Genomic DNA, 25,173 nt, shown 5'->3' on the forward strand with positions numbered 1-25,173 from the left:
TTAATCCTTTGATTTTGTATAGAATTCGGGCAGTTAACGAAAAATAAAATTAGCCTTTTTACACATTCTTTATTAGTCTGATATTATCCGTATCTAATCTTTAATTATCTTTGCAGTATGAAATTGGAACAAACTAAAATAACGTCTTATCTCAACACCAAAGTTTCGGTGCTAAATCGTATTGAACCATTTTTTCAGGCGCCGTTTCATTCGCATCCGGAACTGGAATTGGTTTATGTGAAAGAGAGTTACGGCAAGCGAATCATCGGAAATTCGGTAATGCCGTTTGAGCCTGGCGATATGGTTTTTTTAGGTTCGGATATTCCGCACGTTTGGCTGAATGATGAAAAATATTATCAGGGAATTGAGGATTTGAGAGCCAATTCGATTGTTGTATATTTTCATAAAGATATTTTCGGACCGACTTTTTACGAGTTAAAAGAAACCCAAAAAATCAACGAACTTTTTCTTCAGGCAGGAAAAGGAATTTCGATTATCGGAAAAACCAATAAACAGATTGCGAAAAAACTGGAGAAATTAGTTTCTAAAAAAGACTTTGAAGTTATCGTGGGACTTTTTGAAATTTTGTCTATTCTTTCTGAAAGTCAGGACACGATTTATATTAATGATGAAATTTATTCTTTGATGCAGAAGGATTCAAAAGTGGATCGGCTTTCCGAAGTTTTTCAATATGTCAATAAAAATTATAAAAAGAATATTTCCTTAGAAGAAATTGCCGCAGTTGCCAATATGACGAGAACATCTTTTTGTAGAATGTTCAAGTTAAAAACAAAGAAAAATTTTGTGGATTATCTACACGAAATCCGAATTTCGAATGCCTGTAAATTGTTGTTGGAAACGGATAAAAGCATGTCTGAGATTGCGTATGAATGCGGTTATAAAACGGCTTCGAACTTTAATAAGCTCTTTAAAAAAGTTAAAGGAATTACGCCTTCTGATTTTAAAAATAATGCGAAGGTTAGTTTTGCCACAGATTATAAAGATTAAAAGGATTTTTACTCTTTGGCATAAATTTTAAACACATAGAATCATAGTTTTTCTTTGTCTAAAAAGGCATTTCATTTATCTAAATTCACATAGTTCTATGTGTTCAAATCTAGATTTTTTTTACTCTTTTTATGGATTAAAAATCTATGTTTCTATGTGTTTATTTTTTTCACGCAGATTTAGCTGATTTCTCTAAAAAATCCTTTTAATACTTTAAATCTGTGGCTAAAAAAAATTAAATAGAACGATCTAAATGTGTATAACCACCATCCACATAAATAATCTGTCCAGTGGTATGGCTTGATTTTTCAGACAATAAGAAAACTACCATATTTGCGATTTCTTCTGCTGTTGTCATTCTGTTTTCTAGCGGAATATTTTTGGTAATTGCAGCGAGTTTTTCTTCTTTGTTTTCAAAAGTATTGATCCACGTTTCGTAAAGAGGCGTGTAACATTCTGCCACAATTACGGCGTTTACACGAATGCTGTATTTCAATAATTCAACCGCCCATTCTCTCGTTAAAGCATTTCTTCCACCGTTTGAAGCGGCGTAAGCTGAGGTTCCGCCTTGTCCGGTTTCGGCAGTTTTAGAACCGATGTTTACAATGGCTCCTTTAGATTCTTTCAAATACGGAAGAGCGTGCTGTGCCATTAAATAATAGTGCACTAAATTTTTGTGAAGCGAAGCAGCGAAATCTTCATAATTTCCGTTTTCTAGTCCAACACCGTCATTAACGCCGGCATTGTTTACCAATCCGTCAATTCTTCCGAATTTTGCGATTACGGCTTCAACGGCTTTTTTGCAGTCTTCCGGTTTTGTCAAATCGGCGGCAACTTGGTGCGCTTCTTTTCCAATGGCTTTTAATTCTTCTACGGCTTTGATGTTGTCATTTTCGTTACGTCCAACGATAAACGGAATAGCATTTTCTTCGGCTAAAACCTTAACGATTCCTAAACCGATTCCTTTTGCGCCTCCTGTAACGATAATGATTTTTTGGGTTAATGATAACTGCATGATTTATTGATTATAATTTATTGCTAATATATTTTTTAAACACATAGAATCATAGTTTTTCTTTGTCTAAAAAAGGCATTTCATTTATTTTAAATTCACATAGTCTATGTGTTCAAATCTATGTCTCTATGTGTTTAATATTTTAATAGGTAGTTTATAAAAATTTACAGCTGTTGTTCATGACAAACAACAGCTGTAAAAATAGAGAGAATAGAACTGATAATTTATTACCAGAACTTAACATAAAGAGCCACAATAATCAGTAATGTAATTACGATTAAAACCGTAGTCTGTGGCTGCACTTTAAACATTCCAGGTTCAGTCTCGAATGCTTTAGGGTTTACTTTTGGACCAGCAAAACTGATCAGGATCATTGCAATCATTGTAAATAAGAATGATAATCCCATACAGATATGGAACGGAATTTCGAAAGCTCCTTTTCCATTATTGTAAGCTGTGTATAAAAGTGTATCGTTTCCAAATATAGCCGGAGCGTATTCGTTGAATAAAACAGATAATAAGAATCCTAAGATTACCCCAACGATTGCAGCTGTTCCAGTCGTTCTTTTCCAGAACATACCTAAGAAGAACATAGCAAAAACTCCAGGGCTAATGAATCCGGTGTATTTTTGGATGTATGTGAATCCACCAACACCACCGATTCCTAAAATGTCATTCCAAGTAAATAAAACAGCTAATAGCATTGCAGCAAAAACCGCAAGTCTACCGATATTTACCTGTTGTTTTTCTCCAGCATCTTTTTGGATGTATTTTTTATGAATATCTAATGTATAGATTGTAGAAATACTGTTTACTTTTCCAGCCAAAGAAGCTACGATTGCAGCCGTTAAAGCAGCAACAGAAAGTCCTTTTAATCCTGTTGGAAGGAATGTTAATATTGCTGAATAAGCTCCGTCTTTTCCTCCAACTAATTGAGGTAATTCTCCTTTCATGTATAAAACATAAGCAGCAATACCAGGCAACATTACGATAAGTGGCATTAATAATTTTAACATACCAGCAAATAAAATTCCTGTACGAGCCGTTTGTAAATCTGCTCCAAGTGCTCTTTGCGTGATGTATTGGTTACATCCCCAGTAGTTCAAGTTGATGATCCAGATACCGGCAGCGTAAGATAACAATCCAGGGAAAGTTAAATACTTATCGATTTCAAGTTGTGTAGAAGTTGCAGTTGGTTTTGGAATAATCATTTTAAAGTGCTCAGGAGCTTCCTGCATTAAAACTTTGAAACCGGCAATTGCGTTTTGACCAACACCAAAAGCTTCTGCCACTGTTGTTAAGGCAATGTAAGAAGTTACCAAACCTCCAATAATTAATACAGCAACCTGAATAACGTCTGTATAAGCCACTACTTTCATTCCTCCAAGAGAAATAAATAAAGCAAATACAGCCAATCCAATCATAATAGCATGAAGATATTCTCCTCCTGCAAGACCGTTAATCGCAACTGCTCCTAAATATAAAATAGAAGTTAGGTTTACAAAAACATACAAAAACAACCAGAAAACTGCCATAATCAACGCAGTAGATTCGTTGTAACGTGTTTTTAAGAATTGTGGCATTGTGTAAATCTTGTTTTTAAGATATACTGGGATAAACCACACAGCCACAATAATAAGGGCAATGGCAGCAAGCCATTCGTAAGCAGCAACAGCGATTCCTAAAAAGAAACCTTCACCGCTCATTCCGATGAATTGTTCTGCAGAGATGTTAGAAGCAATAAGAGAAGCTCCAATTGCCCACCATGTTAAATTTCCTTCAGCCAAAAAGTAAGCTTTAGCATCTTGTTCGTCTTGTTTACGTTTGCGGTAAACCGTATAACCGTAGACAGAGACTACGATAAAATAAATAATAAAAACCGCATAATCTGCGAAAGCGAGGTTTTGGTTCATTGTTAGTAGTATTTTAAATAATTATTATAGGGTAAAGTTTGTTTATTTGGTTTTACAATCAGTTTTATTTTATCTCGTTAAAAATGCAAGATGTGTTTTATTTCTGTTATTTTTTTGCGAAAATAAAAGCAGAAGCCAAATGTAAAATAAAAATTTAGAAATCAACCATCAGCAAATGTGTTTTTTACATTTATAAGAGGTGTATTGTGTTAAATTTCTGCATTCCTGACTTTAATAAAACGATATTTCTTACACTTTTACAAGGTTCTTATAATGTTCCTCCGATTGTTGTCTTAAAATTTCGGCACTTTTTTCAGGTGTAATATCACGCTGTGATTCTCCTAACATTTCGTATCCCACCATGAATTTTTTTACGGTTGCCGATCTTAACAAAGGCGGGTAAAAATGCATATGAAAATGCCATTCCGGATGAAGTAATCCGTCGGTTGGTGCCTGATGAATCCCTGATGAATAAGGGAAAGAAGTATTAAATAAATTGTCGTATTTAGTCGTTAACTGTTTTAGTATTTTAGCAAAAGCAGTGCTTTCTTCGGCAGTAAAATCGGTAATTTTACTTATTGCCCTTTTGCTCACAATCATCGTTTCGTAAGGCCAGATTGCCCAGAATGGAACCAATGCAACAAAATGATCATTTTCGATTACAATACGGCTTTCTGCTTTTAATTCTGCCTGAACATAATCTTCCAAAAGAGTTCTTTTGTTTTTATCGTAGTACGATTTTAAACTGTTATGCGTTTTTTCGACCTGAGTAGGAAGAGAAGACTGAGCCCAGATTTGTCCGTGTGGATGCGGATTGCTGCAACCCATTACACTTCCTTTATTTTCAAAAATCTGAACGTGATTGATATATTTGATGTTACCTAAATCGGTGTATTCTCTTTGCCAGGTTTTGATAATCGTTTCAATTCCTTCAACATCCATTTCCGGTAAAGTCAAATCGTGTCTTGGTGAAAAGCACACCACGCGTGAAATTCCCTGCTCCGGTTTTGCTTTAAAGAAAGTATGTTTGATATCTTCTTCAAAAATAATTTCATCCTGTTTCATAGCAGCAAAATCATTTTCAAAAACAAAGCTGCTTTCGTATGCCGGATTATGCATTCCGTTTGCACGAACATTTCCAGGACATAAATAACAAGTTGGGTCGTATTTTGGAAGTTCTTCTGTCGAAATTGTTTCGTTTTGTCCCTGCCAAGGGCGTTTTGCACGATGAGGTGAAACCAGCACCCATTCGTTGATTAATGGGTTGAAGCGTCTGTGCGGATCTTCATTAATGTCAAAATTTTTCATTGTAGTTGTGTTGGGTATTAAAGTAGTGTTGTTCCGTTTGAGATTTTTACATCATAGAATTTTAATTCAATTCCAAATGTATCTAAATAAAGTTTCGAAAATTTACTTTTAACTTCATTTTCGTGACCTTTTTTAACTAAATTAATGGTACATCCTCCGAAACCGCCTCCCATAAGTCGGGAACCAATAATAGCATCGTCTTCTTTTGCAGTATCGACAAGGAAATCTAATTCTTCGCAGCTTACTTCATATTCTTGCGATAAACCGTAGTGTGTTTCAAAAAGCAATTCTCCTAAAAGTTCAATATTTCCCTGATCTAAAGCTTCGCAGGCTTTGATAACACGGTTGATTTCTTTTACAACAAAATGAACTCTGCTGAATACTTTTTCGGTCATTTTATCTTTCAAACTCAAAACTTGTTCTTCGGTAGCATCTCTAAAACTTTTTACTTCCGGAAAATGGTTTTTTATGATTGCTAAACCTTCTTCACACTCAATTCTTCTAGTGTTGTATTCTGATGTGAACAATGAATGTTTTACGTTAGAATCCAATAAAATCAAAGAATAGTCTTTAAAGTCGGCATTGTGATATTCAAAATCTAAAGTGTTGCAGTCTAATTTGATTACTTTGTTTTCTAAACCGTGAACGCTCGAAAACTGATCCATAATACCGCAGTTGATCCCAACCCAGTGTTCTGCTTTTTGTCCTAATAAAGAAATATCTACTTTCTCAATTTTTAAATCAAAAAGAGATTTGATCCCGAAAATCATTCCGCATTCTAAAGCCGCAGAAGACGATAATCCGGAACCAACCGGAATATTACTGCTGAAAACACAGTTGAAACCTTCAAAAGTGAATCCGTTATCCTGCAGTTGTTTGATTACGCCTCGAATATAATTCGTCCAAACCACATCACTCAGTTTTACTTCCTGAGTTAAGTCGATTTCAAACTCTTCATTTAAGTCGATAGCTATTATTTTAGAGGTATTGGTATTGTTTTTTTCAAAAGCAAAACAAATTACTTTATCAATTGCAGCTGGTAAAACATAACCGTCATTGTAGTCAATATGTTCTCCGATAATATTGATTCTTCCCGGAGAAAGTACCGTTTTCTGTGGAGAAGATCCAAAAGATTTCTCAAAAAAAGCAACGGTATTTTGTATTAAAATATCATTCATTATAGTTGTTGTAATTGTATTGGGTAAATAGTTAGTTTAAGGTTTCAAATTGGTACACTGTTTTTTGAGCATATTGTTCTCCTTTTTTCAAAACAGCATTTGGAAAATGTGTCTGATTTGGTGCATCCGGAAAATTTTGTGTTTCAAAGCAAATACCGCTTTGTGCGTTGTAATCGACGTTTTCTTTTCCTTTTAGTTTTCCGAAACAATTTCCGCCTACATATATATGTACACTTGGCTGATCGGTATAAACATTCATTCTCAGTTTATTTTTTAAACTGATTAATTGTGCTACGATTTCGGTTTTAGAATTGACTACAAAAGAATTGTCAATTGGAAACGGACAGTTTTTAGTAGTTCTGAAATCAAAATCATGATCGGTTAAATCAGTAAAATCTCCTGTTGGAATATTATCTGAATTCGTTTCCAGCATTTTAGCCGATTTGATAAACATCTGCTGTTCCAGAACATTTCCATCATGTCCGTCAAGATTAAAATAACTGTGATGCGTTAAATTAATAATCGTATCTTCTGTTGACGTTGCTTTATAATCTAATTTTAATTCGTTTTCTTCTGTTAAAGTATAAGTCAGATAAACCGTCATTTCGCCAGGAAAATTTTCATCTAAATGTTCACTTAGAAGGCCAAAAGTAATAGACGGATTTTCACCGGTTTTGGCATCAGTCACACTCCACGTTTTTCTTCCAAATCCCATTGGTCCGCCGTGAAGCGTATTTCCATTATTATTTCCGTCAAGCTGAAATTTTTTATCATTCAGACTAAAAGTGGCATTATGAATACGACCGGCATAACGGCCAACCGTTGTTCCAAAATAAGGAGCACTTGGTAAATTATACGATTCTAAATACGATTCCAGATTATCAAACCCTAATACAACGTCGGTTAATTTTCCATCAACTGGAATCTGGATTGAAGTTACAGTTGCACCATAATTGATGATTTGAACTTTCATTCCGTTTTTATTCACTAAATCAAATGAATAAATTTCATCTTTATTAGGCATTAAACCGAACAATTTGCAATTATGAGCGTCTTTTAAATGTGATATGTGTTTTATTTCCATATAATTTTTACCAATAATGAAATCCAAAAATAGAAACATTCTGTATATTTGCATACCAGTACCTACCAGTTTTTAATATTAATAGTCAAAATGACTTTATTTATGAACATCATTTCAATCCAAAATAATATTGGTCTTCCAAAATATAAGCAGATAATTCTTTCAATAGAAAAAGCTATTGAAGAGGGAATTTTAGTTAAAGGAGATCGTCTTCCGTCGGTAAATAAAGTCTGTTTGGCGTTCTCTTTGTCTCGCGATACAGTCCTTTTGGCGTACGACGAATTGAAGAAAAGAGGAATTATTTATGCCATTCCGGGAAAAGGATATTACGTTAAAAGCATTGAAATCACTATAACTCAGAAGATTTTCCTGCTTTTTGATGAGTTGAATATTTTTAAAGAAGATATTTATAATTCGTTTCTGAAAAATATTGGAAAAAATGTTCAGGTTGATATTTTCTTTCATCATTTCAATGTTCAGGTTTTTAAAAAACTGATCAATGACAGCAATGGAAATTACACCAAATATATTTTGATGCCGACGAACTTAAACGATATAGTCGATTCGATAAAAACCCTACCAGTGAATGATGTGATAATTTTGGATCAGACGAATTCGGACTTGAAAATATTTCCGGCAATTTATCAAAATCATCAAAAAGATATTTATGAAGGTTTAATGAAAGGCAAATCGAGATTATCAAAATATAAAAAACTGATTTTGATTTTTCCGGGTTTTAGAGAACCACCAGGAATGAAAATTGGTTTCGAATCTTTCTGTCAGGATTATGGTTTTGATTACGAAATTGTTTCTGATTTCAGCAATCAAACTATCGCTTTGGGAGATTTGTATATCATTCCTCACGATCGAGATTTACTTCTGGTTATTGAAAATGCGATGGGAAGAAAATTAAAATTGGGAGAAGATTTTGGAATTATCTCATATAATGAAACACCGTTAAAGAAAATTGCTGCAAACGGAATTACCACAATTTCAACCAATTTTGAAATGATGGGAAAAATTTTGGCCGATATCGTTCTAAAAGGAATAAAAGAGCAAATAGAAAATAAATCGGCTCTTATATTGAGGAACTCTTTATAAATTTCTCCCGCAGATTTAGCAGTTTTTTTTGATAATTGATCAGCTAAATCTCCTAAATCTGCGAGAGAAAAAATAAAGTTCTTATAAATTAAGTGCAAAGTTATTTTGCAGTTTTTCTTCGTATTTCTCTTTATTAAAAGTATATAAATAAGAACCTTTTCGGGAAGACTGCATGTCTTTTTCGTCTAGTTTATTTAAAATATCAAGCGAATTGATTTTACTGATGAAATTTCGCTTGTCCAATTCTTTGCTCAAAATAGCTTCATACAATTCTAAAAGCTGACGCATCGTGAATTTTTCAGGAAGCAATTCAAAGCCGATTGGTTTTACAGACGTTTTATAGCGAAGTCTCTTAATAGCATTTTGAACCATTTCGTTGTGGTCAAAAATCAAGTTTGGCGCATCGTTAATCGGGAACCATTCTGCATGGTAATTCTGAATCAGTTCGGCATTATGGTTTTCGATATTAATTAAAGCAAAATAAGAAACCGAAACGGTTCTTTCTACAGGATCACGGTCGATTTCGCTATAGGCATACAATTGCTCCATATAAATATCGTTCAGACCTGTGTAGGTATTTAAGATTCTGGTAGCCGCGGCATCTAAAACTTCGTCGCGTTTTAAGAAACCTCCAATCAGGGACCATTTACCTTTTTCGGGCTCAAAATCTCTTTGGATCAAAAGGATTTTCAAACCTTCATTATCAAATCCAAAAATGATGCAGTCTACTGCCAGTAACACTTTATCGGCAGAACTATAGCTGTTTAACATATATAATTAATTTGGATTGTAAATATATGAACTTCTTAAAACGTTTCATAATTTATTAATGTTGTTTTTACACTTATGTTAAAAATGTTGCAAAAAGAAGTTTTGTTATTGATTTTAAGTAATGAAAAAAGAACATTTTTTTCAGAATTCTTCCTCATTTTCTATCAAAATTACGAGCCAAAGGTAGAAACATTTTTAAAAGAGAATAAATTTGAGGATCATTATTTCATGCTCAGAATTCAAATAAATTTTAGCTGTTGTTACAAAACCTAGAGAAATCAAGGTTTTTGTAAGTTTTTCAAGTTTCTTAACTTTTTGTAAATCTTGTAACAGCCCTTTGTTTATGCCCGTTTTTTGAATTTCAGTTGATAAATCTGCTTTTTGCAACCAGTTGTTTTGGGAATTTAATTTTTTTACCTGACTTTTTTTTATTTAAATTTACAAATGTCAAACAGACACTTATTAATCTAAACAAACCAAAATCCTGAAGAAATATGAAACCACCATATTTATTTTAGGTTCCAAAAAACCACAAAATCTATGAAAAAACCATTTTTACTGCTGTTTGCAGCCTTGTGTCTGCAATCAGTAAGTGCCCAAAAAGAATCCGTAACCATTACGATAAAAAATGACGCTTCGGCACCGACTATTAATAAAAATATCTATGGTCATTTTGCTGAACATTTAGGGCATTGTATTTACGGAGGATTTTTTGTTGGAGACACTTCAAAAATTCCAAATACAAATGGAGTTCGAAATGACATTATCCAGGCATTAAAAGATTTAAAAATTCCGAATTTAAGATGGCCGGGCGGTTGCTTCGCGGATACTTATCACTGGAAAGATGGAATTGGACCAAAAGAACAGCGTCCGACAATTGTAAACCAATGGTGGGGAGGTGTTACAGAAGACAATAGTTTTGGAACGCATGATTTTTTAAATATGTGTGAACTATTAGGAGCTGAACCGTATTTATCAGGAAATGTAGGAAGCGGAACAGTTCAGGAACTAGCAGACTGGGTTCAGTATACCAATTTTGGAGGTAAAAGTCCAATGAGTGATTTGCGTAGAAAAAATGGAAGAACAGAGCCTTGGAAAGTAAAATATTGGGGAATTGGAAATGAAGCATGGGGTTGCGGAGGAAATATGACTGCCGACTATTATGCTAATGAATATCGCAAATTTGCCACTTTCATGTCAGATTGGAGCAATTCGGGAGGTATTACAAGAATTGCTTCCGGCTCTAATAGTTCAGATTATAACTGGACAGAAGTTTTAATGAAAAATATTCCACGAAATATGCTCGGCGGATTAGGTGTTCATCATTATGCTGTAATCAATTGGGACAAAAAAGGTTCTGATGTTGATTTCAGCGAAAAGCAATATTTCGAAACCATGCAGTCTGCTTTAAAAATGGAAGAATTGGTTACCAAACACGCGGCTATTATGGATAAATACGATCCGGAGAAAAAAGTGGCGATGATTGTAGACGAATGGGGAGGATGGTACGAAGTGCAGAAAGGGACAAATCCGGGTTTCCTATATCAGCAGAATACTATGAGAGATGCTGTTTTAGCCGGAGCAACATTAAATATATTCAATAATCACGCAGATCGTGTTCGTATGGCCAATTTGGCGCAGTGTGTGAATGTGCTTCAGGCGGTAATCCTGACTGATAAAGCCAAAATGATTACTACACCAACCTATCATGTCATGAAAATGTACAGCGTGCATCAGGATGCTAAATTACTTCCGATAGATTTTAAATCACCATCATATACTTTCGACGGACAAACAATTCCGGCGGTTTCGGCTTCTGTATCAAAAGATCAAAGCGGTTCGGTTCATATTTCTTTGGTGAATGTTGATGCGGTAAATAAGAATAAAATCGAAATTGATGTAAAAGACTTAGGCGTAAAAAACTTTACGGGAAATATCATTACAGCTTCAAAACTGCAAGACTATAATTCTTTCGAAAACCCAAACAAAATTATTCCTGTTGCTTTTAAAGGTTTTGAAAACAAAAAAGGAAAATTGGAAATCACATTGCCGCCTTTCTCTGTTTTGGTTTTGGAAGGAAAATAATGTAGCATCATGAAAAAATACCATTATTCTTTATTAAGTATTTGTCTGGCGCTTTTGATATTGGTTTCCTGTAAAGAAACCAAAAATCAGGCTGTGCAAAGTGATAAAACTTCTGTTTTAAAAGCAGGATATCAAATAGAACCAGTAAATATTCAAAATGTAAAGTTGACCGATTCGTTTTGGCTTCCTATTATAAAAAGAGTGCAGGAAATCACGATTGAATATGCCATCAAAAAATGTGATGAAGAAGGTCGCTTTGAGAACTTTTTAATTGCAGGAAAACAAAAAACAGGAAAAGTGAGAGGCGATATGCCTTTTGATGATACCGATGTTTATAAGATTATCGAAGGTGCTTCGAATACTTTAATCAGTGCACCAAATCCTAAACTGGAAAGAGTTCTGGATTCGATGATTGCCATTGTAAAAATTGGTCAGGAACCAGATGGGTATATTACAACCTGGAGAACCATAAATCCGGCGAAACCGCCTGCAAGCTGGGTTCCTGTAATTGAAGGGAAACGTTGGGAATCATTGCAAATTAGCCATGAATTGTACAATCCCGGACATTTAATTGAAGCGGCAATTGTGCATTATGAAGCAACAGGAAAAACTAATTTTCTTGAAATCGCCATAAAAGCCGCTGATATGCTCGTTCGTACTTTTGGAGATAATCCGGGACAGGTAAAAGGCGTTCCGGGGCATCAGATTGTGGAAACAGGATTATTGAAATTGTACCAGATTACAGGAAAAGAAGATTATCTGAAACTGGCAAAATATTATCTTGACAATCGCGGAAATCCAAACAATCACAAATTGTATGGAGAATATGCTCAGGATCACATGCCGGTAGTGGAGCAAAAAGAAGTTGTCGGACATGCCGTAAGAGCAGTTTATATGTATGCAGGAATGACGGATATTGCGGCTTTGACAAAAGATAAAGCGTATGAAAACGCTGTAAATACTTTGTGGGACAACATGGTAAACAAGAAAATGTATATTACTGGCGGCATTGGATCGAGACATGACGGTGAAGCTTTTGGAGAAAATTATGAACTGCCAAACTTAACGGCTTATAACGAAACTTGTGCGGCAATTGGCGATGTATATTGGAATCACAGATTGCATAATTTGTACGGAGCGTCCATGTATTTTGATGTTATCGAAAGAACGATGTACAACGGATTAATTTCGGGAATTTCGCTTGACGGAAAACAATTTTTCTATCCAAATGCTTTAGAAGCAGACGGTGTTTACAAGTCAAATCGCGGTTCTTGTACAAGACAAAGCTGGTTTGACTGTTCTTGCTGTCCAACCAATCTGATTCGTTTTATTCCCTCAATTCCGGGATTGATTTATTCCAAAACAAATGATGTTTTGTATGTCAATTTATATGCATCAAACAATGCTTCTTTCCAATTAGGAAAAACAGATTTACAGATTTCACAACAGACTTCTTATCCTTGGAACGGTAAAATTGCTATTTCGGTAAACCCTAAAAAAGAAAGTCAGTTTACAATTAAACTACGCGTTCCGGGCTGGGCAAGAAATGAAGTTTTGCCAGGAGATTTATACAGTTATAAAAAGGCTTCTGTTCAAAAGGCGACTGTTAGTTTAAATGGAGAAACTTTAGCAATTCAGCCGGAAAATGGTTATTTCAGCATTACGAGAAAATGGAAAAAAGGAGATAAAATCAATTTAGATCTTCCGATGGAAGTTCAGGAAGTGCAGACCAGTTCTAAAGTAGCAACAAATAAAAACAAAGTTTCTCTGGAATATGGTCCAATCGTTTATGCTGTTGAAGAAGTTGATAACAAAAACAAGTTCGATAAGATTAATATAAGCGCTTCGGATACTTTCAAAGTAAAAAAAGAAGCTGATTTATTGCAGGGAGTGAATGTGATTGAAAATTCAAAATTCAAAGCAATTCCATATTATTCCTGGTCAAACCGAGGAGTTGGAAAAATGAAAGTTTGGTTAGATTATAAGAATCAGTAAAAGTTCCAAAGGAACAGATTTCAAATAAGCCAGAGATTTCACAGATTAAAAGGATTAAAAAAAATCCATTTGAATCTTTTTAATCTGTGGCAAAAAATTAAAAATCAACTTTAATAAAATAAAATTCGGTAAGATTTTAAAGTGCGTTTTGATAACGATTTAAAGATTAAGTTGAAGTAATTTCAGTATAATAAATGTATTGTTAACATTTGTTTTTTGAATGAAAGCTAAAATGCTGTTTTAATGCATTTATAGCAAAAATGAATTATGAAATTTAAGTTAAGTGTTTTTTGTACACTTATAAAATAATTATCTCTATATTTGTCAATATTTTAAAAAAGAAATAGAATGAAAAATTATGTAATAGGATTGGACTACGGAACAGATTCTGTTCGCGCGGTGCTGATAGACGCTGAAAATGGACAGGAGTTGGCATCCAATGTTTCTCATTACAAAAGATGGAAAAACAAGCAATATTGTGACGCCTCTATAAATCAGTTTCGCCAGCATCCTTTGGATCATATCGAAGGTTTGGAAATTACAATTCAAAATGTAGTTAAAGAAAGTAAAGTTGATCCTTCATTAGTAAAAGGAATTTGTATTGATACTACCGGATCTTCTCCGGTTCCAGTTACAAAAGACGGAACGCCATTAGCATTGACAAAAGGTTTTGAAGAAAACCCAAATGCGATGATGGTTTTATGGAAAGACCATACTTCAATAAATGAAGCAAACGAAATCAATGAACTGGCAGTAAGCTGGGGCGGAGAAGACGTAACAAAATACGTTGGGGGAATTTATTCTTCGGAATGGTTTTGGGCAAAAATCCTTCACATTGCAAGAGAAGACGAAGCGGTTCGAAATGCAGCACACACCTGGATGGAGCACTGCGATTTAATGACGTATTTGTTAATTGAAGATAAAGATTTAAAAACGTTCAAAAGAAGCCGTTGTGCAGCAGGACATAAAGCCATGTGGCACACAGACTGGAACGGATTACCGCCAGTTGAGTTCTTAGAAAAATTACATCCCTATTTAGCACAGCTTCGTGGAAATTTATACGATGAAACGTATACATCAGATTTAGTTGCCGGAAAACTAAGCAAAGAATGGGCAGACCGTTTAGGACTTTCGACTGAAACAGTTGTAGCTGTTGGAACTTTCGATGCGCATTCTGGAGCGGTTGGAGCTAAAATCGAAGAGAATGCTTTAGTTCGTGTTATGGGAACTTCAACTTGTGATATTCTGGTTGGTTCTTATGATGAAGTGGGAACAAAAACCGTTCGTGGAATTTGCGGACAAGTTGATGGTTCTGTAATTCCAGGCTTTATTGGTCTTGAAGCAGGACAATCTGCTTTTGGCGATTTATTGGCTTGGTACAAAGAACTTTTAATGTGGCCGACAGAGCATTTATTACAAACTTCTTCTGTTTTAAATGATGCTCAAAAAGAACAGTTAAGAGAAGAATTCAGCGATAAATTAATCGTGGAATTAACGAAAGAAGCGGAGAAAATCCCTGTTTCAGAAAGTCTTCCAATTGCTTTAGACTGGATCAACGGACGTAGAACTCCAGACGCAAACCAAGAATTAAAAAGTGCGATTTCAAATCTTTCTTTAGGAACAAAAGCGCCACATATTTTCAAAGCTTTAGTAAATGCAATCTGTTTTGGAGCTAAGAAAATTGTAGACCGTTTTGAAGAAGAAGGCGTAAAAATTGACAGCGTTATCGGTATCGGTGGTGTTGCTCGTAAATCTCCTTTCATTATGCAGACTTTGGCTAACGTTTTAAACAAGCCAATTAAAATTGCAGCTTCAGACCAGACTCCTGCTTTAGGAGCGGCAATTTACGCAGCCGTTGCAGCCGGAATTTATCCAAACGTAATCGAAGCAAGCCAAAAAATCGGAAGTGATTTTGATGGAGAATATTTCCCTCAGACAGACAAAGTTGAAGCCTATCATAAACTGCTTTTAGGGTACGAAAAATTAAGTGCTTTTGCAGATCCAAACTTAAAAATATCGCAACATGAGCTCTCTTTATAAAGATTTAAAACAAGAATGTTACGAAGCCAATATGCAGTTAAATGCATTGAATTTGGTGGTATACACTTTTGGAAATGTAAGTGCTGTGGACCGCAAAAATGGTGTTTTTGCCATTAAACCAAGTGGTGTTCCTTACGAAGATTTAAAACCGGAAGATATCGTAATTGTCGATTTTGATAATAACGTGATCGAAGGAACAATGCGTCCGTCGTCTGACACCAAAACGCATGCTTATTTATACAAACATTGGCCAAATATTGGAGGTGTTGCACATACGCACGCAACCTATTCTGTGGCTTGGGCGCAATCTCAATTGGATATTCCAATTTTTGGAACTACACATGCCGATCATTTAACGGCTGATATTCCGTGCGCACCGCCAATGGCAGATTCTCTTATCGAAGGAAACTACGAACACAATACCGGAATTCAGATTTTGGATTGTTTCAAAGAAAAAAATCTTTCTTATGAAGAAGTGGAAATGATTTTGATTGGAAATCACGGGCCATTTGCATGGGGGAAAAATGCTGCAAAAGCAGTTTACAATAGTAAAGTTTTAGAAGTTGTAGCAGAAATGGCGTACCTGACTTTACAAATCAACCCAAATGCACCAAGATTAAAAGATTCATTAATAAAAAAACATTACAACCGTAAACACGGAAAAGATTCGTATTACGGACAATAATGATTTTAGATTTTAGAGTGTAGATTTTAGAGTGTAGATTTTAGAGTGTAGATTTTAGATTTAGGATTGAAATCTGAAATATCACAAAACCAAAATAATAAAAATAACAATTTGAGTTTTCAGATTCCAACCACATGAAACCTGAAACTTGAAATAAAATAAACAAAAACAATGGTAGATATATCTCAAAAAGAAATTTGGTTTGTCGTAGGAAGCCAAGAATTATATGGTGAAGAAACGCTTAGAAAAGTAGCAGAACATTCGCAGATTATTGCAAAAGGATTAGACGCTTCGTCTTCGATTCCGGTAAAAGTGGTTTATAAAGATATCGTAAAATCGCCTTCGCAGATTTTAGATGTATGTTTGGCAGCAAACTCAGAGAAAAACTGTATCGGTATTATTGCCTGGATGCATACTTTCTCTCCGGCAAAAATGTGGATTGGCGGATTAAATATCCTAAAAAAACCATTATGCCATTTACATACACAATATAATGCTGAAATTCCGTGGGGATCTATCGACATGGATTTCATGAACTTAAACCAATCGGCTCACGGAGATCGTGAATTTGGTTTCATTATGTCCAGATTGCGTAAAAAACGTAAAGTTGTAGTGGGACACTGGGAAGACGAAAGAGTTCAGAAAAAATTAGGAATCTGGTCAAGAGTTGTACTTGGATGGGATGAACTTCAAAACTTAAAAGTAGCTCGTATTGGAGACAATATGCGTGAAGTTGCCGTTACAGAAGGTGATAAAGTTGAAGCACAAATTCGTTTCGGAATGTCTGTAAACGGATATGATTCATCAGACGTTACAAAACATATTGAAAAAGTAACTGACAAAGAATTAGCTGATTTATTAGCAGTTTACGAGCAATCATACAACTTAACAGATTCTTTAAAAGAAGGCGGAGCACAAAGAAGTTCTTTGGTTGAAGCAGCAAAAATCGAATTAGGATTAAGAGCTTTCCTTGAAGAAGGAGGATTTGGCGCTTTTACAGATACATTTGAAAATCTTGGTGTTTGGAAACAATTACCAGGAATCGCAACACAAAGATTAATGGCCGACGGTTATGGTTTTGGTGGAGAAGGAGACTGGAAAACAGCTGCAATGGTTAGAGCATTAAAAGTGATGAATATTGGTTTGGAAGGAGGAACTTCTTTCATGGAAGATTATACTTATCATTTCACACCACAAAAATCTTATGTTTTAGGATCTCACATGTTGGAAATCTGTCCATCTATTGCTGACGGAAAACCTTCTTGCGAAGTGCATCCATTAGGAATTGGAGGAAAAGAAGATCCTGCTCGTTTAGTATTCAATTCGCCTGCTGGAGATGCAATCAATGTTTCTTTGGTTGATATGGGAACTCGTTTCCGTTTGATTGTAAACGAAGTTACAGCGGTGAAACCTATGGCAGAATTGCCAAAATTACCGGTTGCACGTGTTCTTTGGGATTGTAAACCAAACCTTGAAGTTGCAGCAACAGCATGGATTTTAGCGGGTGGAGCGCATCACACAGTTTACAGCCAATCTATTACAACAGAATTTATGGAAGATTTCGCAGATATCGCGGGAATCGAATTGTTGGTAATTGATGAAAAAACAACTGTAAGAGAGTTTAAAGATAAAATCAACGCAAACGAAGCCTATTTCCATTTGTTTCAGCACGGACTTTAAATAAAGATGCTAAGATTCTGAGGCGCTAAGGTTCTAAGTTTTTTGTACTTTTAACTTTTAACATCTAACATTTTACTTTTTTTACAAACCAAAAAATTATCATTTATGAATGTATTAAAACGCTCTCTTTTCATACTAAGCATGTTAGGTATTGCTATAGTTTCAGTTCAATGTAAAGGCGATAAAAAAGCAGATACAGAAAAAGTTGCTGCTGAAGGAAAAGATTTAGTTACCATTGACAAATCAGAATACGGAACTACTGCTAAAGGCGAAAAAGTAGAGAGTTATAAACTGAAAAACCAAAATGGGATGGAAGTTGACATCATCACTTTTGGTGGAAGAATTACAGATTTGAAAGTGCCTAATAAAGCTGGTGTTTCAGAAAATGTGGTGATCGGCTTTAATTCTTTGGCACAATATGAAAAAGAAAATCCTTTCTTCGGCGCTTTGATCGGAAGATACGGAAACCGAATTGCTAAAGGTAAATTTACTTTAGATGGAAAAGAGTATCAATTGGCAATCAACAATGCGCCAAATGCTTTACATGGCGGGCCGCAAGGATATTTTAATGTGGTTTGGAAAGCCGATGAGGTTAAATCAGGTGAAAACGCTTCTTTAAAATTATCTTATGTAAGTAAAGATATGGAAGAAGGATATCCAGGGACTTTGAAAGTTTTTGTGACTTATACATTGACAAATGATAATCAGTTAGAGGTTTTGTATGAAGCGACAACAGACAAAAAAACAGTTGTGAATTTAACACAGCATTCGTATTTCAATTTATCGGGAGATTTTACCAAAACGATCTTAGATCACGAATTGACTTTAAATGCTGATAAATTAGTTCCGGTTGATGCAGATTTAATTCCGACAGGAAAATTAGAAGATGTTGCTGGTACACCTTTTGATTTCAGAACGCCAAAATTAATTGGAAAAGACATTAATGTTAAAAATGATCAGTTAGAAAGAGGAAAAGGTTACGATCACTGCTGGGTTTTAAATAATCCTGAAAAAGGAAAAACAATTATTGCAAAAGTATACCACGCAGCAAGCGGAAGAGTTATGGAAATGACAACAGACGAACCTGGAATTCAATTCTATTCTGGAAATTTCCTTGACGGAACTTTGCCAATGCCAAACGGAGGAACTTTTGCACACAGAACAGGATTATGTCTGGAAACAGAACATTATCCGGATTCTCCAAACCAGAAAAACTTCCCAACTACGGTTTTAAACCCTGGAGAAAATTATAAAACTAAAACTACTTTTAAGTTTTCAGTTCAGAAATAATTTTTTAGAATTTGTTAATTAATTTTAATTCCGAAAAACCTCGAAAGTATCGCTTTCGAGGTTTTTTTATTTGTAAAATATCTGATGGACAGGTGGTTTTGTCATTTCGACGAAGGAGAAATCTCCACGAGAAACTCTACAAAGATTGGCTTCTGATTGCGGAGTTACTTGCGAAGATTTCTCCTTCGTCGAAATGACAAGATTGAGTATAAAGCTTTGCTTTTCTGCTCCCGATGACTATCGGGATTGCGAGATTAATTCATTAGCAGTCTATAAAATCTTAACTTAGCGTCAGTAAAAGCAAACAAAATGAAACATTTATTCAAAGCAGAACTAAATTGGACTTCAAATAAAAATCAAGAGGTAACAGTTGGGAAAGTTTATAATAAAACCCATCAAATAAAAATAGAAGGAAAACCAGTTTTAGACATTTCAGCTGCAAAAGCTTTCAAAGGCGATCCAGAATTGTACAACCCAGAAGATTTATTGTTGAGCAGTTTGGTTTCCTGCCACATGATGTCTTATTTATATGTCTGTTCTCAAAATGGAATAGAAGTTCTGGAATATTCAGATAATGCAGAAGCAACTTTAAAAGTAAATCCAGACGGAAGTGGGCGTTTTGTTGAGGTAAAATTGTTTCCGAAAGTAAAAATCGCAAATTCGGATAAGATTAAACTGGCTTTAGAATTGCATCAAAAAGCAAATCAATTGTGTTTTATTGCTAATTCGTGTAATTTTCCTGTATTGCATTATGCAGTTTGTGAAGCAGTATAAATGAAAAAACCTCTTCCGTAAAGAAGAGGTTTTTCGTACCCGGAGCCGGAGTCGAACCGGCACGGTTTCCCACAGGTGTTTGAGACCAGCGCGTCTACCAATTCCGCCATCCGGGCGTAGCAGACGAAAAAATAATGATAAATCAATTATTTTAACGCAATAGAATGAAGTCATAAATGATGTCATTCCTTTAACACGGTGCAAATGTAAAAAATAAAATTAAACATTCTAATAAAAATACTTAATTTTTTGCTTTCAGTGTCCAATAAATTTTATAAATTTGCACCTCGTTAAAACGAAGCACACACAACTAACTACATCCGAGACATTTATGCAGATCAACTTTGTCTGAAATGACAAAGAGGAATTATTTAAAAGTAACGGAATAAAACAACAAATTACAATGTCGCACCTAGAACCAGAAGCTAAAATTTTTGCTTGTTCACAAAGTGTTTATCTTGCAGAAAAAATTGCAAAAGACTACGGGATTCCGTTAGGAAAAGTAACGATGTCAACGTATAGTGATGGAGAATTTCAGCCATCTTACGAAGAATCAATCAGAGGTTTACGCGTTTTTATCGTGTGTTCAACTTTTCCAACTGCAGATAATCTGATGGAATTGTTGTTAATGATTGATGCAGCAAAACGTGCATCAGCAAGACATATTACAGCTGTTATGCCTTATTTTGGTTGGGCAAGACAGGACAGAAAAGACAAACCAAGAGTGCCAATTGGAGCTAAGTTAGTAGCAAATCTATTAACAGCTGCAGGAGCAACAAGAATCATGACTATGGATTTGCATGCAGATCAAATTCAGGGATTCTTCGAAAAACCGGTAGATCATTTATTTGCATCTACAATCTTTTTGCCTTATGTGCAAAGTTTAAATTTAGAAAATTTAACCATTGCATCTCCGGATATGGGAGGATCAAAAAGAGCTTATGCTTACTCTAAGTTTCTGGAATCAGATGTAGTAATCTGTTACAAACAAAGAAAAGCAGCCAACATTATCGATACTATGGAGCTGATTGGTGATGTAAAAGGTCGTAATGTAATCTTAGTAGACGACATGATCGATACAGGAGGGACTTTAGCAAAAGCGGCAGACCTTATGATCGAGAAAGGAGCGCTAAGCGTGAGAGCAATTTGTACACACCCAATATTATCTGGCGGGGCGTATGAAAAAATTGAGAACTCAAAATTAACAGAGTTAATTGTTACAGATTCTATTCCGTTAAAGAAAGAATCTAAAAAAATAAAAGTGGTAAGCTGTGCGCCTTTATTTGCAGAAGTAATGCAGATGGTTCACCACAACAATTCCATTAGTGGAAAATTCATAATCTAAAAAACAGAAAAACTGTTTTTTATTAAAAGTCTTTAAGGTTCAGGCTTTAGGCTTAAAACAAAATAGAATATTTATTTAATAACTATATTTTTTTTACAATGAAATCGATTACAATTAAAGGATCAGAAAGAGAAAGCGTGGGCAAAGTGTCAACTAAAGCCTTACGTAATGCTGGAGCGGTTCCTTGCGTGTTATACGGAGGAAATCAAGCAGTACACTTCTCAGCAGACGCTGCAGCGTTCAAAAACTTGGTTTACACTCCAAACGCACACACAGTTGTGATTGAGCTTGGAAAAGGAAAATCATTCAATGCAATTTTGCAAGATATCCAGGTTCACCCTGTAACTGACAAAATTTTACACATTGACTTCTTCCAATTATTTGATGACAAAGAAATCACAATGGAAGTTCCTGTGAAAATCGTTGGTACATCTAAAGGTGTTCTTGCGGGAGGTGTTTTACGTTTAAACCAACGTAAATTAAAAGTTAAAGCTTTACCATCAAATCTTCCTGATTTTGTTGAAGCTGACATCACTCCACTTGAAATGGGTAACAAATTATACGTTACTAAAGTTGGAAAACCAGAGTACAAAATTATGCACCCGGACAACACTGTTGTTTGTCAGGTAAGAATCTCTCGTGCTGCTATGAAAGCTGCTCAAGAGGCTGCAAAAGCTGCAAAAGCTCCTGCAAAAGGAAAGAAAAAATAATTTTTTTAAAACTCTATACAAAAAGCCTCAATCTTTCGATTGGGGCTTTTTTTTTGAGGATCTGAGATGCTGAGGTTCTAAGATGCTAAGTTTTTTCGGTTATTTTTTAGAAGCAGAAACTCCTCGTTTTCAGTAGACGTGACGTTCCTGCCATCCGCTATATCTTTTCCCTGCTAAAGGAGCAGGAAAAAGGATGCCGCTTCTGTCAGGGCTAGCAAGAAAAAATCTTTTTCATAAGATTGTAAGTTCTTGTGATTCTCGGATTTTAAGAGATAATCAACATAATCATCGACAATTACTTTTATAAAGGATTATAATAAAATCCGTGTAAATCCGTGTTTTTGCGATAGCAAATCAGTGTCATCCGCGTGCTATTTCTTAGTGTTCTTTACGTAAATCCTTCGTGCTCTTTGCGGTTAAAAATAATTAGTCCTATTTTTGTCAAATGATAAAATGGATAACAAAACTGTTTTCATCAACACCAAAAGAAGAGAACATAGAAGACAATATGAAGAAATATTTAATCGTAGGATTAGGAAATATCGGCGCTGAATACGTAAACACAAGACACAATATAGGATTTAAAATTCTGGACTTCTTAGCTAAAAAAGAAGGTCTTTCATTCGAAACTGTAAAATTGGGCGCTTTGGCTGAATATAAATTCAAGGGAAGAACTTTTTTTCTGCTAAAGCCAAATACTTATATGAATCTTAGCGGAAAAGCCGTAAAATATTGGATGGATAAAGAAAATATTCCGCTGGAGAATATTATGGTTATTACTGATGATTTAAATCTTTCTTTTGGAACAATCAGAATCAAACCAAAAGGAAGCGATGGAGGTCATAACGGACTTAAGAATATCAATTTAGTTCTAAACACGCAAAATTATACCCGTTACAGATTTGGTATTAGTGATCAATTCAAAAAAGGGCAGCAGGTGGATTATGTTTTAGGGGAGTGGAACGAAGAAGAAGAGGCAAAACTTCCGGAACGTTACGAAGTTTCTGCAGAAATCATTAAAACATTTGGTACAGCAGGTTTAGAAAATACGATGACGACTTTTAACGGAAAATAAAGATTTTCAGGTGTTTATATTGTAAAAATGTAAATTATCGATGAATTTAATTCAATTATAACGAAATAGTATTTTCAATTCCAAAGTTAAATGTCTAAATTTGGGATAAATTATTATAAACCATAAAAATTAGAAATATCATGGCTTTTGAATTACCACAATTACCTTATGCATACGATGCATTAGAACCACATATTGATGCGCGTACAATGGAAATCCATCATACAAAGCACCACAATGCTTATACTACAAATCTTAACGCAGCTATCGCCGGAACAGATTTAGAAGGAAAAACAATCGAAAATATCTTAATCAACTTAGATAAATCTAACGCTGCAGTTCGTAACAATGGTGGAGGTTTCTACAACCACAATTTATTCTGGACTGTAATGTCTCCAAACGGAGGAGGATTGCCAACAGGTGATTTATTAGCGGCTATCGAAGCTTCTTTCGGATCATTTGAAGAGTTTAAAGCAAAATTTGCTAAAGCAGGTGCTACACAATTTGGTTCTGGATGGGCTTGGTTAACAGTTCAAAAAGGAGGAAAATTAGAAGTTGTAGGTACTCCAAATCAAGACAATCCATTAATGCCGGAAGTTGCTGGTCACGGTGGAACTCCAATCTTAGGAATGGATGTTTGGGAGCACGCTTACTACTTAAACTACCAAAACAGAAGACCTGATTATATCGAAGCTTTCTTCAGTGTAATCAACTGGACAGAAGTAGCTAGAAGATTTGCTTTAGATAAATAAGAAAAATAGAGCATAGAATATAGAAGAAAGACGAGTACCATAAAGTACTCGTCTTTTTTATTTTTACCATTTCCCGAAGAAACTATTTATATCAAAATAATATTCAATTTCTTCTCCTTTTTCGTTTGTCAATTTTAAAACATCATAATGTTTTTTCCCTTCACTAATTAAGGCCTGACCATTTATTTTGCAGCCAGGACAAAGCTGTCTGGCAATTTGATATTCCTCAGGAATGCTTTTTACCTTAATAGCATTTTTTGTAGAACTACCGTCTTTAGAAGATTTTTTAGAGGCAGAAGTTTTCTCAGAATTGTTTTCTGCAACGGATGTATTTCCTTTGCTGCTTTGATTTTCAACCGAAGTGCTTGCAACAGTTGTTTTTGCTCCAGAGCAATTAAAAAGAAATAAACTTAATAGAATAATAAAAGAAATTTTGATGATTGATTTCATGGGTTTGTTTTTTTGGTTAAAACAATATTATGAAATTTTTTTAAATAAAAAAGGCGGAATTACTTCCGCCTTTTTTGCCCCAAATCTACCATAAACTTAACCTACTAATGTCATGGTTTAGTAAATGTATGGCAGTTATTATTGTGAAAAAAACTTTTCAGATGAAAGGTAAGTTTATCCGATAAATGGAAAGTAATTTGTTGTTTTAAAAGTAGATAAGAATATAGACGAGTAGTAGGTTTGTCTTTTTTTATGCTCATTTTTTAAAAATCTTTATTCTATGTTCTATTGTCTTTTCTCTAAAAAGGAAAAAATAAAAAAGGCGGAATTACTTCCGCCTTTTTTGCCCCAAATCTACCATAAACTTAACCTACTATGTTATGGTTTTGTAAAGGTATGGGAGTGATTATTTTGAAAAAAACTTTTCGGATAAAAGGTAACTATATCCGATAAATGGAATATACTTTATGGTCCTGTCCTGTTAAAGGAAATATTTGAGATGATGAATTATAGAATATAGAACAAAGAATATAGATTGTAGGTTATGAAAGGAAGGGAAGCTTGCTGTTTTTTATAGAAACAATCTATATTCTATGTTCTATAATCTATTCTCTAAAAAAAAAGAAATAAAAAAGGCGGAATAATTTCCGCCTTTTTTGCCCCAAATCTACCATAAACTTTACCTACTAATGTTATGGTTTAGTAAATGTATGGCAGATATATTTTTGAAGAAAATTTTTCAGATAAAAGGTAAGTATTTCCGATGAAGAGAATGTAATGGGTTGTTTTAGAAATATTTGACTTTATTCCAATAAAAAAGGTGGAATTGCTTCCACCCTTTTTGCCCCAAATCTACCATAAACTTAACCTACTAATGTTATGGTATCTCAAAAGTATTGTAGCTTTTCAATTTT

Annotated in this window: 21 protein-coding genes and 1 tRNA gene; 13 read left to right on the top strand and 9 right to left on the bottom strand. The window is 34.7% G+C overall.

Annotated features, from left to right (window positions below):
* Positions 1-117: 117 nt before the first annotated feature.
* Positions 118-1,008: an AraC family transcriptional regulator gene (locus tag HYN56_RS05690; RefSeq protein WP_109191299.1), complete on the top strand. Its 891-nt coding sequence runs from the start codon at positions 118-120 to the stop codon at positions 1,006-1,008.
* A gap of 235 nt (positions 1,009-1,243) precedes the next feature.
* Here the strand turns inward: HYN56_RS05690 and HYN56_RS05695 are convergent, their stop codons facing one another.
* The 5 genes from HYN56_RS05695 to HYN56_RS05715 form a co-directional block, all read right to left on the bottom strand.
* The gene (locus HYN56_RS05695; protein WP_057115557.1) at positions 1,244-2,023 is read right to left on the bottom strand and encodes an L-fucose dehydrogenase; all 780 of its coding nucleotides are present in this window, start codon (positions 2,021-2,023) and stop codon (positions 1,244-1,246) included.
* A 227-nt stretch (positions 2,024-2,250) separates the two neighbouring features.
* The gene (locus HYN56_RS05700; RefSeq protein ID WP_109191300.1) at positions 2,251-3,936 is read right to left on the bottom strand and encodes a sodium/sugar symporter; all 1,686 of its coding nucleotides are present in this window, start codon (positions 3,934-3,936) and stop codon (positions 2,251-2,253) included.
* Positions 3,937-4,185: 249 nt separating this feature from the next.
* A complete protein-coding gene (locus HYN56_RS05705; protein WP_109191301.1) occupies positions 4,186-5,244 on the bottom strand; it encodes a UDP-glucose--hexose-1-phosphate uridylyltransferase in 1,059 nt (352 codons plus the stop codon).
* 17 nt (positions 5,245-5,261) lie between these two features.
* Positions 5,262-6,422, bottom strand: a complete 1,161-nt coding sequence (galK, locus tag HYN56_RS05710; RefSeq protein WP_109191302.1) for a galactokinase — start codon at positions 6,420-6,422, stop codon at positions 5,262-5,264.
* 31 nt (positions 6,423-6,453) lie between these two features.
* Positions 6,454-7,446 (bottom strand): aldose epimerase family protein, encoded by a 993-nt coding sequence (locus HYN56_RS05715; protein ID WP_317047925.1) that lies wholly within the window; start codon positions 7,444-7,446, stop codon positions 6,454-6,456.
* Positions 7,447-7,608: 162 nt separating this feature from the next.
* Here HYN56_RS05715 and HYN56_RS05720 point away from each other — a divergent pair, with 162 nt between their 5' ends.
* Positions 7,609-8,607 carry a GntR family transcriptional regulator gene (locus tag HYN56_RS05720; protein WP_109194736.1) on the top strand — a complete coding sequence of 333 codons (999 nt, stop codon included), beginning with the start codon at positions 7,609-7,611 and terminating at the stop codon, positions 8,605-8,607.
* A gap of 81 nt (positions 8,608-8,688) precedes the next feature.
* Here the strand turns inward: HYN56_RS05720 and HYN56_RS05725 are convergent, their stop codons facing one another.
* Together HYN56_RS05725 and HYN56_RS24965 are read right to left on the bottom strand one after the other, a co-directional pair.
* A complete protein-coding gene (locus HYN56_RS05725) occupies positions 8,689-9,378 on the bottom strand; it encodes an NUDIX hydrolase (RefSeq protein ID WP_109191303.1) in 690 nt (229 codons plus the stop codon).
* A gap of 195 nt (positions 9,379-9,573) precedes the next feature.
* Positions 9,574-9,765 (bottom strand): hypothetical protein, encoded by a 192-nt coding sequence (locus tag HYN56_RS24965; protein WP_146194572.1) that lies wholly within the window; start codon positions 9,763-9,765, stop codon positions 9,574-9,576.
* Positions 9,766-9,918: 153 nt separating this feature from the next.
* On the opposite strand from HYN56_RS24965, the gene HYN56_RS05735 reads away from it, so the two are divergent.
* From HYN56_RS05735 to HYN56_RS05765, 7 genes are all read left to right on the top strand, one after another.
* Complete coding sequence (locus tag HYN56_RS05735; RefSeq protein ID WP_109191305.1) at positions 9,919-11,463, top strand: alpha-N-arabinofuranosidase; 1,545 nt, start codon at positions 9,919-9,921, stop codon at positions 11,461-11,463.
* Positions 11,464-11,472: 9 nt separating this feature from the next.
* Positions 11,473-13,458 (top strand): glycoside hydrolase family 127 protein, encoded by a 1,986-nt coding sequence (locus HYN56_RS05740; RefSeq protein WP_109191306.1) that lies wholly within the window; start codon positions 11,473-11,475, stop codon positions 13,456-13,458.
* Between the two features lie 348 nt (positions 13,459-13,806).
* Positions 13,807-15,498, top strand: a complete 1,692-nt coding sequence (locus tag HYN56_RS05745) for a ribulokinase (protein ID WP_109191307.1) — start codon at positions 13,807-13,809, stop codon at positions 15,496-15,498.
* On the top strand, positions 15,482-16,183 hold the full coding sequence (locus HYN56_RS05750) for an L-ribulose-5-phosphate 4-epimerase (RefSeq protein ID WP_012023205.1): 702 nt from the start codon (positions 15,482-15,484) through the stop codon (positions 16,181-16,183). The genes HYN56_RS05745 and HYN56_RS05750 overlap by 17 nt, the downstream gene beginning before the upstream one ends.
* Positions 16,184-16,354: 171 nt before the next feature.
* Complete coding sequence (gene araA, locus HYN56_RS05755; RefSeq protein ID WP_109191308.1) at positions 16,355-17,863, top strand: L-arabinose isomerase; 1,509 nt, start codon at positions 16,355-16,357, stop codon at positions 17,861-17,863.
* 105 nt (positions 17,864-17,968) lie between these two features.
* Positions 17,969-19,153, top strand: coding sequence for an aldose epimerase family protein (locus tag HYN56_RS05760; RefSeq protein WP_109191309.1), 1,185 nt, complete (start codon positions 17,969-17,971; stop codon positions 19,151-19,153).
* Between the two features lie 309 nt (positions 19,154-19,462).
* The gene (locus HYN56_RS05765; protein ID WP_109191310.1) at positions 19,463-19,927 is read left to right on the top strand and encodes an OsmC family protein; all 465 of its coding nucleotides are present in this window, start codon (positions 19,463-19,465) and stop codon (positions 19,925-19,927) included.
* Positions 19,928-19,963: 36 nt separating this feature from the next.
* On the opposite strand, the gene HYN56_RS05770 is transcribed toward HYN56_RS05765, so the two are convergent.
* Positions 19,964-20,043, bottom strand: a tRNA-Leu gene (locus HYN56_RS05770).
* A 287-nt stretch (positions 20,044-20,330) separates the two neighbouring features.
* On the opposite strand from HYN56_RS05770, the gene HYN56_RS05775 reads away from it, so the two are divergent.
* The 4 genes from HYN56_RS05775 (at position 20,331) to HYN56_RS05790 (ending at position 23,809) form a co-directional block, all read left to right on the top strand.
* Positions 20,331-21,272 carry a ribose-phosphate pyrophosphokinase gene (locus HYN56_RS05775; protein WP_091490388.1) on the top strand — a complete coding sequence of 314 codons (942 nt, stop codon included), beginning with the start codon at positions 20,331-20,333 and terminating at the stop codon, positions 21,270-21,272.
* Positions 21,273-21,370: 98 nt separating this feature from the next.
* Complete coding sequence (locus tag HYN56_RS05780; RefSeq protein ID WP_091490390.1) at positions 21,371-21,982, top strand: 50S ribosomal protein L25/general stress protein Ctc; 612 nt, start codon at positions 21,371-21,373, stop codon at positions 21,980-21,982.
* Positions 21,983-22,427: 445 nt separating this feature from the next.
* Entirely contained in the window at positions 22,428-23,057 is a 630-nt protein-coding gene (gene pth, locus HYN56_RS05785) for an aminoacyl-tRNA hydrolase (protein ID WP_109191311.1), read from the top strand.
* A gap of 140 nt (positions 23,058-23,197) precedes the next feature.
* On the top strand, positions 23,198-23,809 hold the full coding sequence (locus tag HYN56_RS05790; protein WP_091490394.1) for a superoxide dismutase: 612 nt from the start codon (positions 23,198-23,200) through the stop codon (positions 23,807-23,809).
* 63 nt (positions 23,810-23,872) lie between these two features.
* Here the strand turns inward: HYN56_RS05790 and HYN56_RS05795 are convergent, their stop codons facing one another.
* The gene (locus tag HYN56_RS05795; RefSeq protein WP_109191312.1) at positions 23,873-24,259 is read right to left on the bottom strand and encodes a hypothetical protein; all 387 of its coding nucleotides are present in this window, start codon (positions 24,257-24,259) and stop codon (positions 23,873-23,875) included.
* Between the last annotated feature and the right edge of the window lie 914 nt (positions 24,260-25,173).

The sequence above is a fragment of the Flavobacterium crocinum genome (genome assembly GCF_003122385.1).
In the GTDB taxonomy this organism is placed as follows: Bacteria; Bacteroidota; Bacteroidia; order Flavobacteriales; family Flavobacteriaceae; genus Flavobacterium; species Flavobacterium crocinum.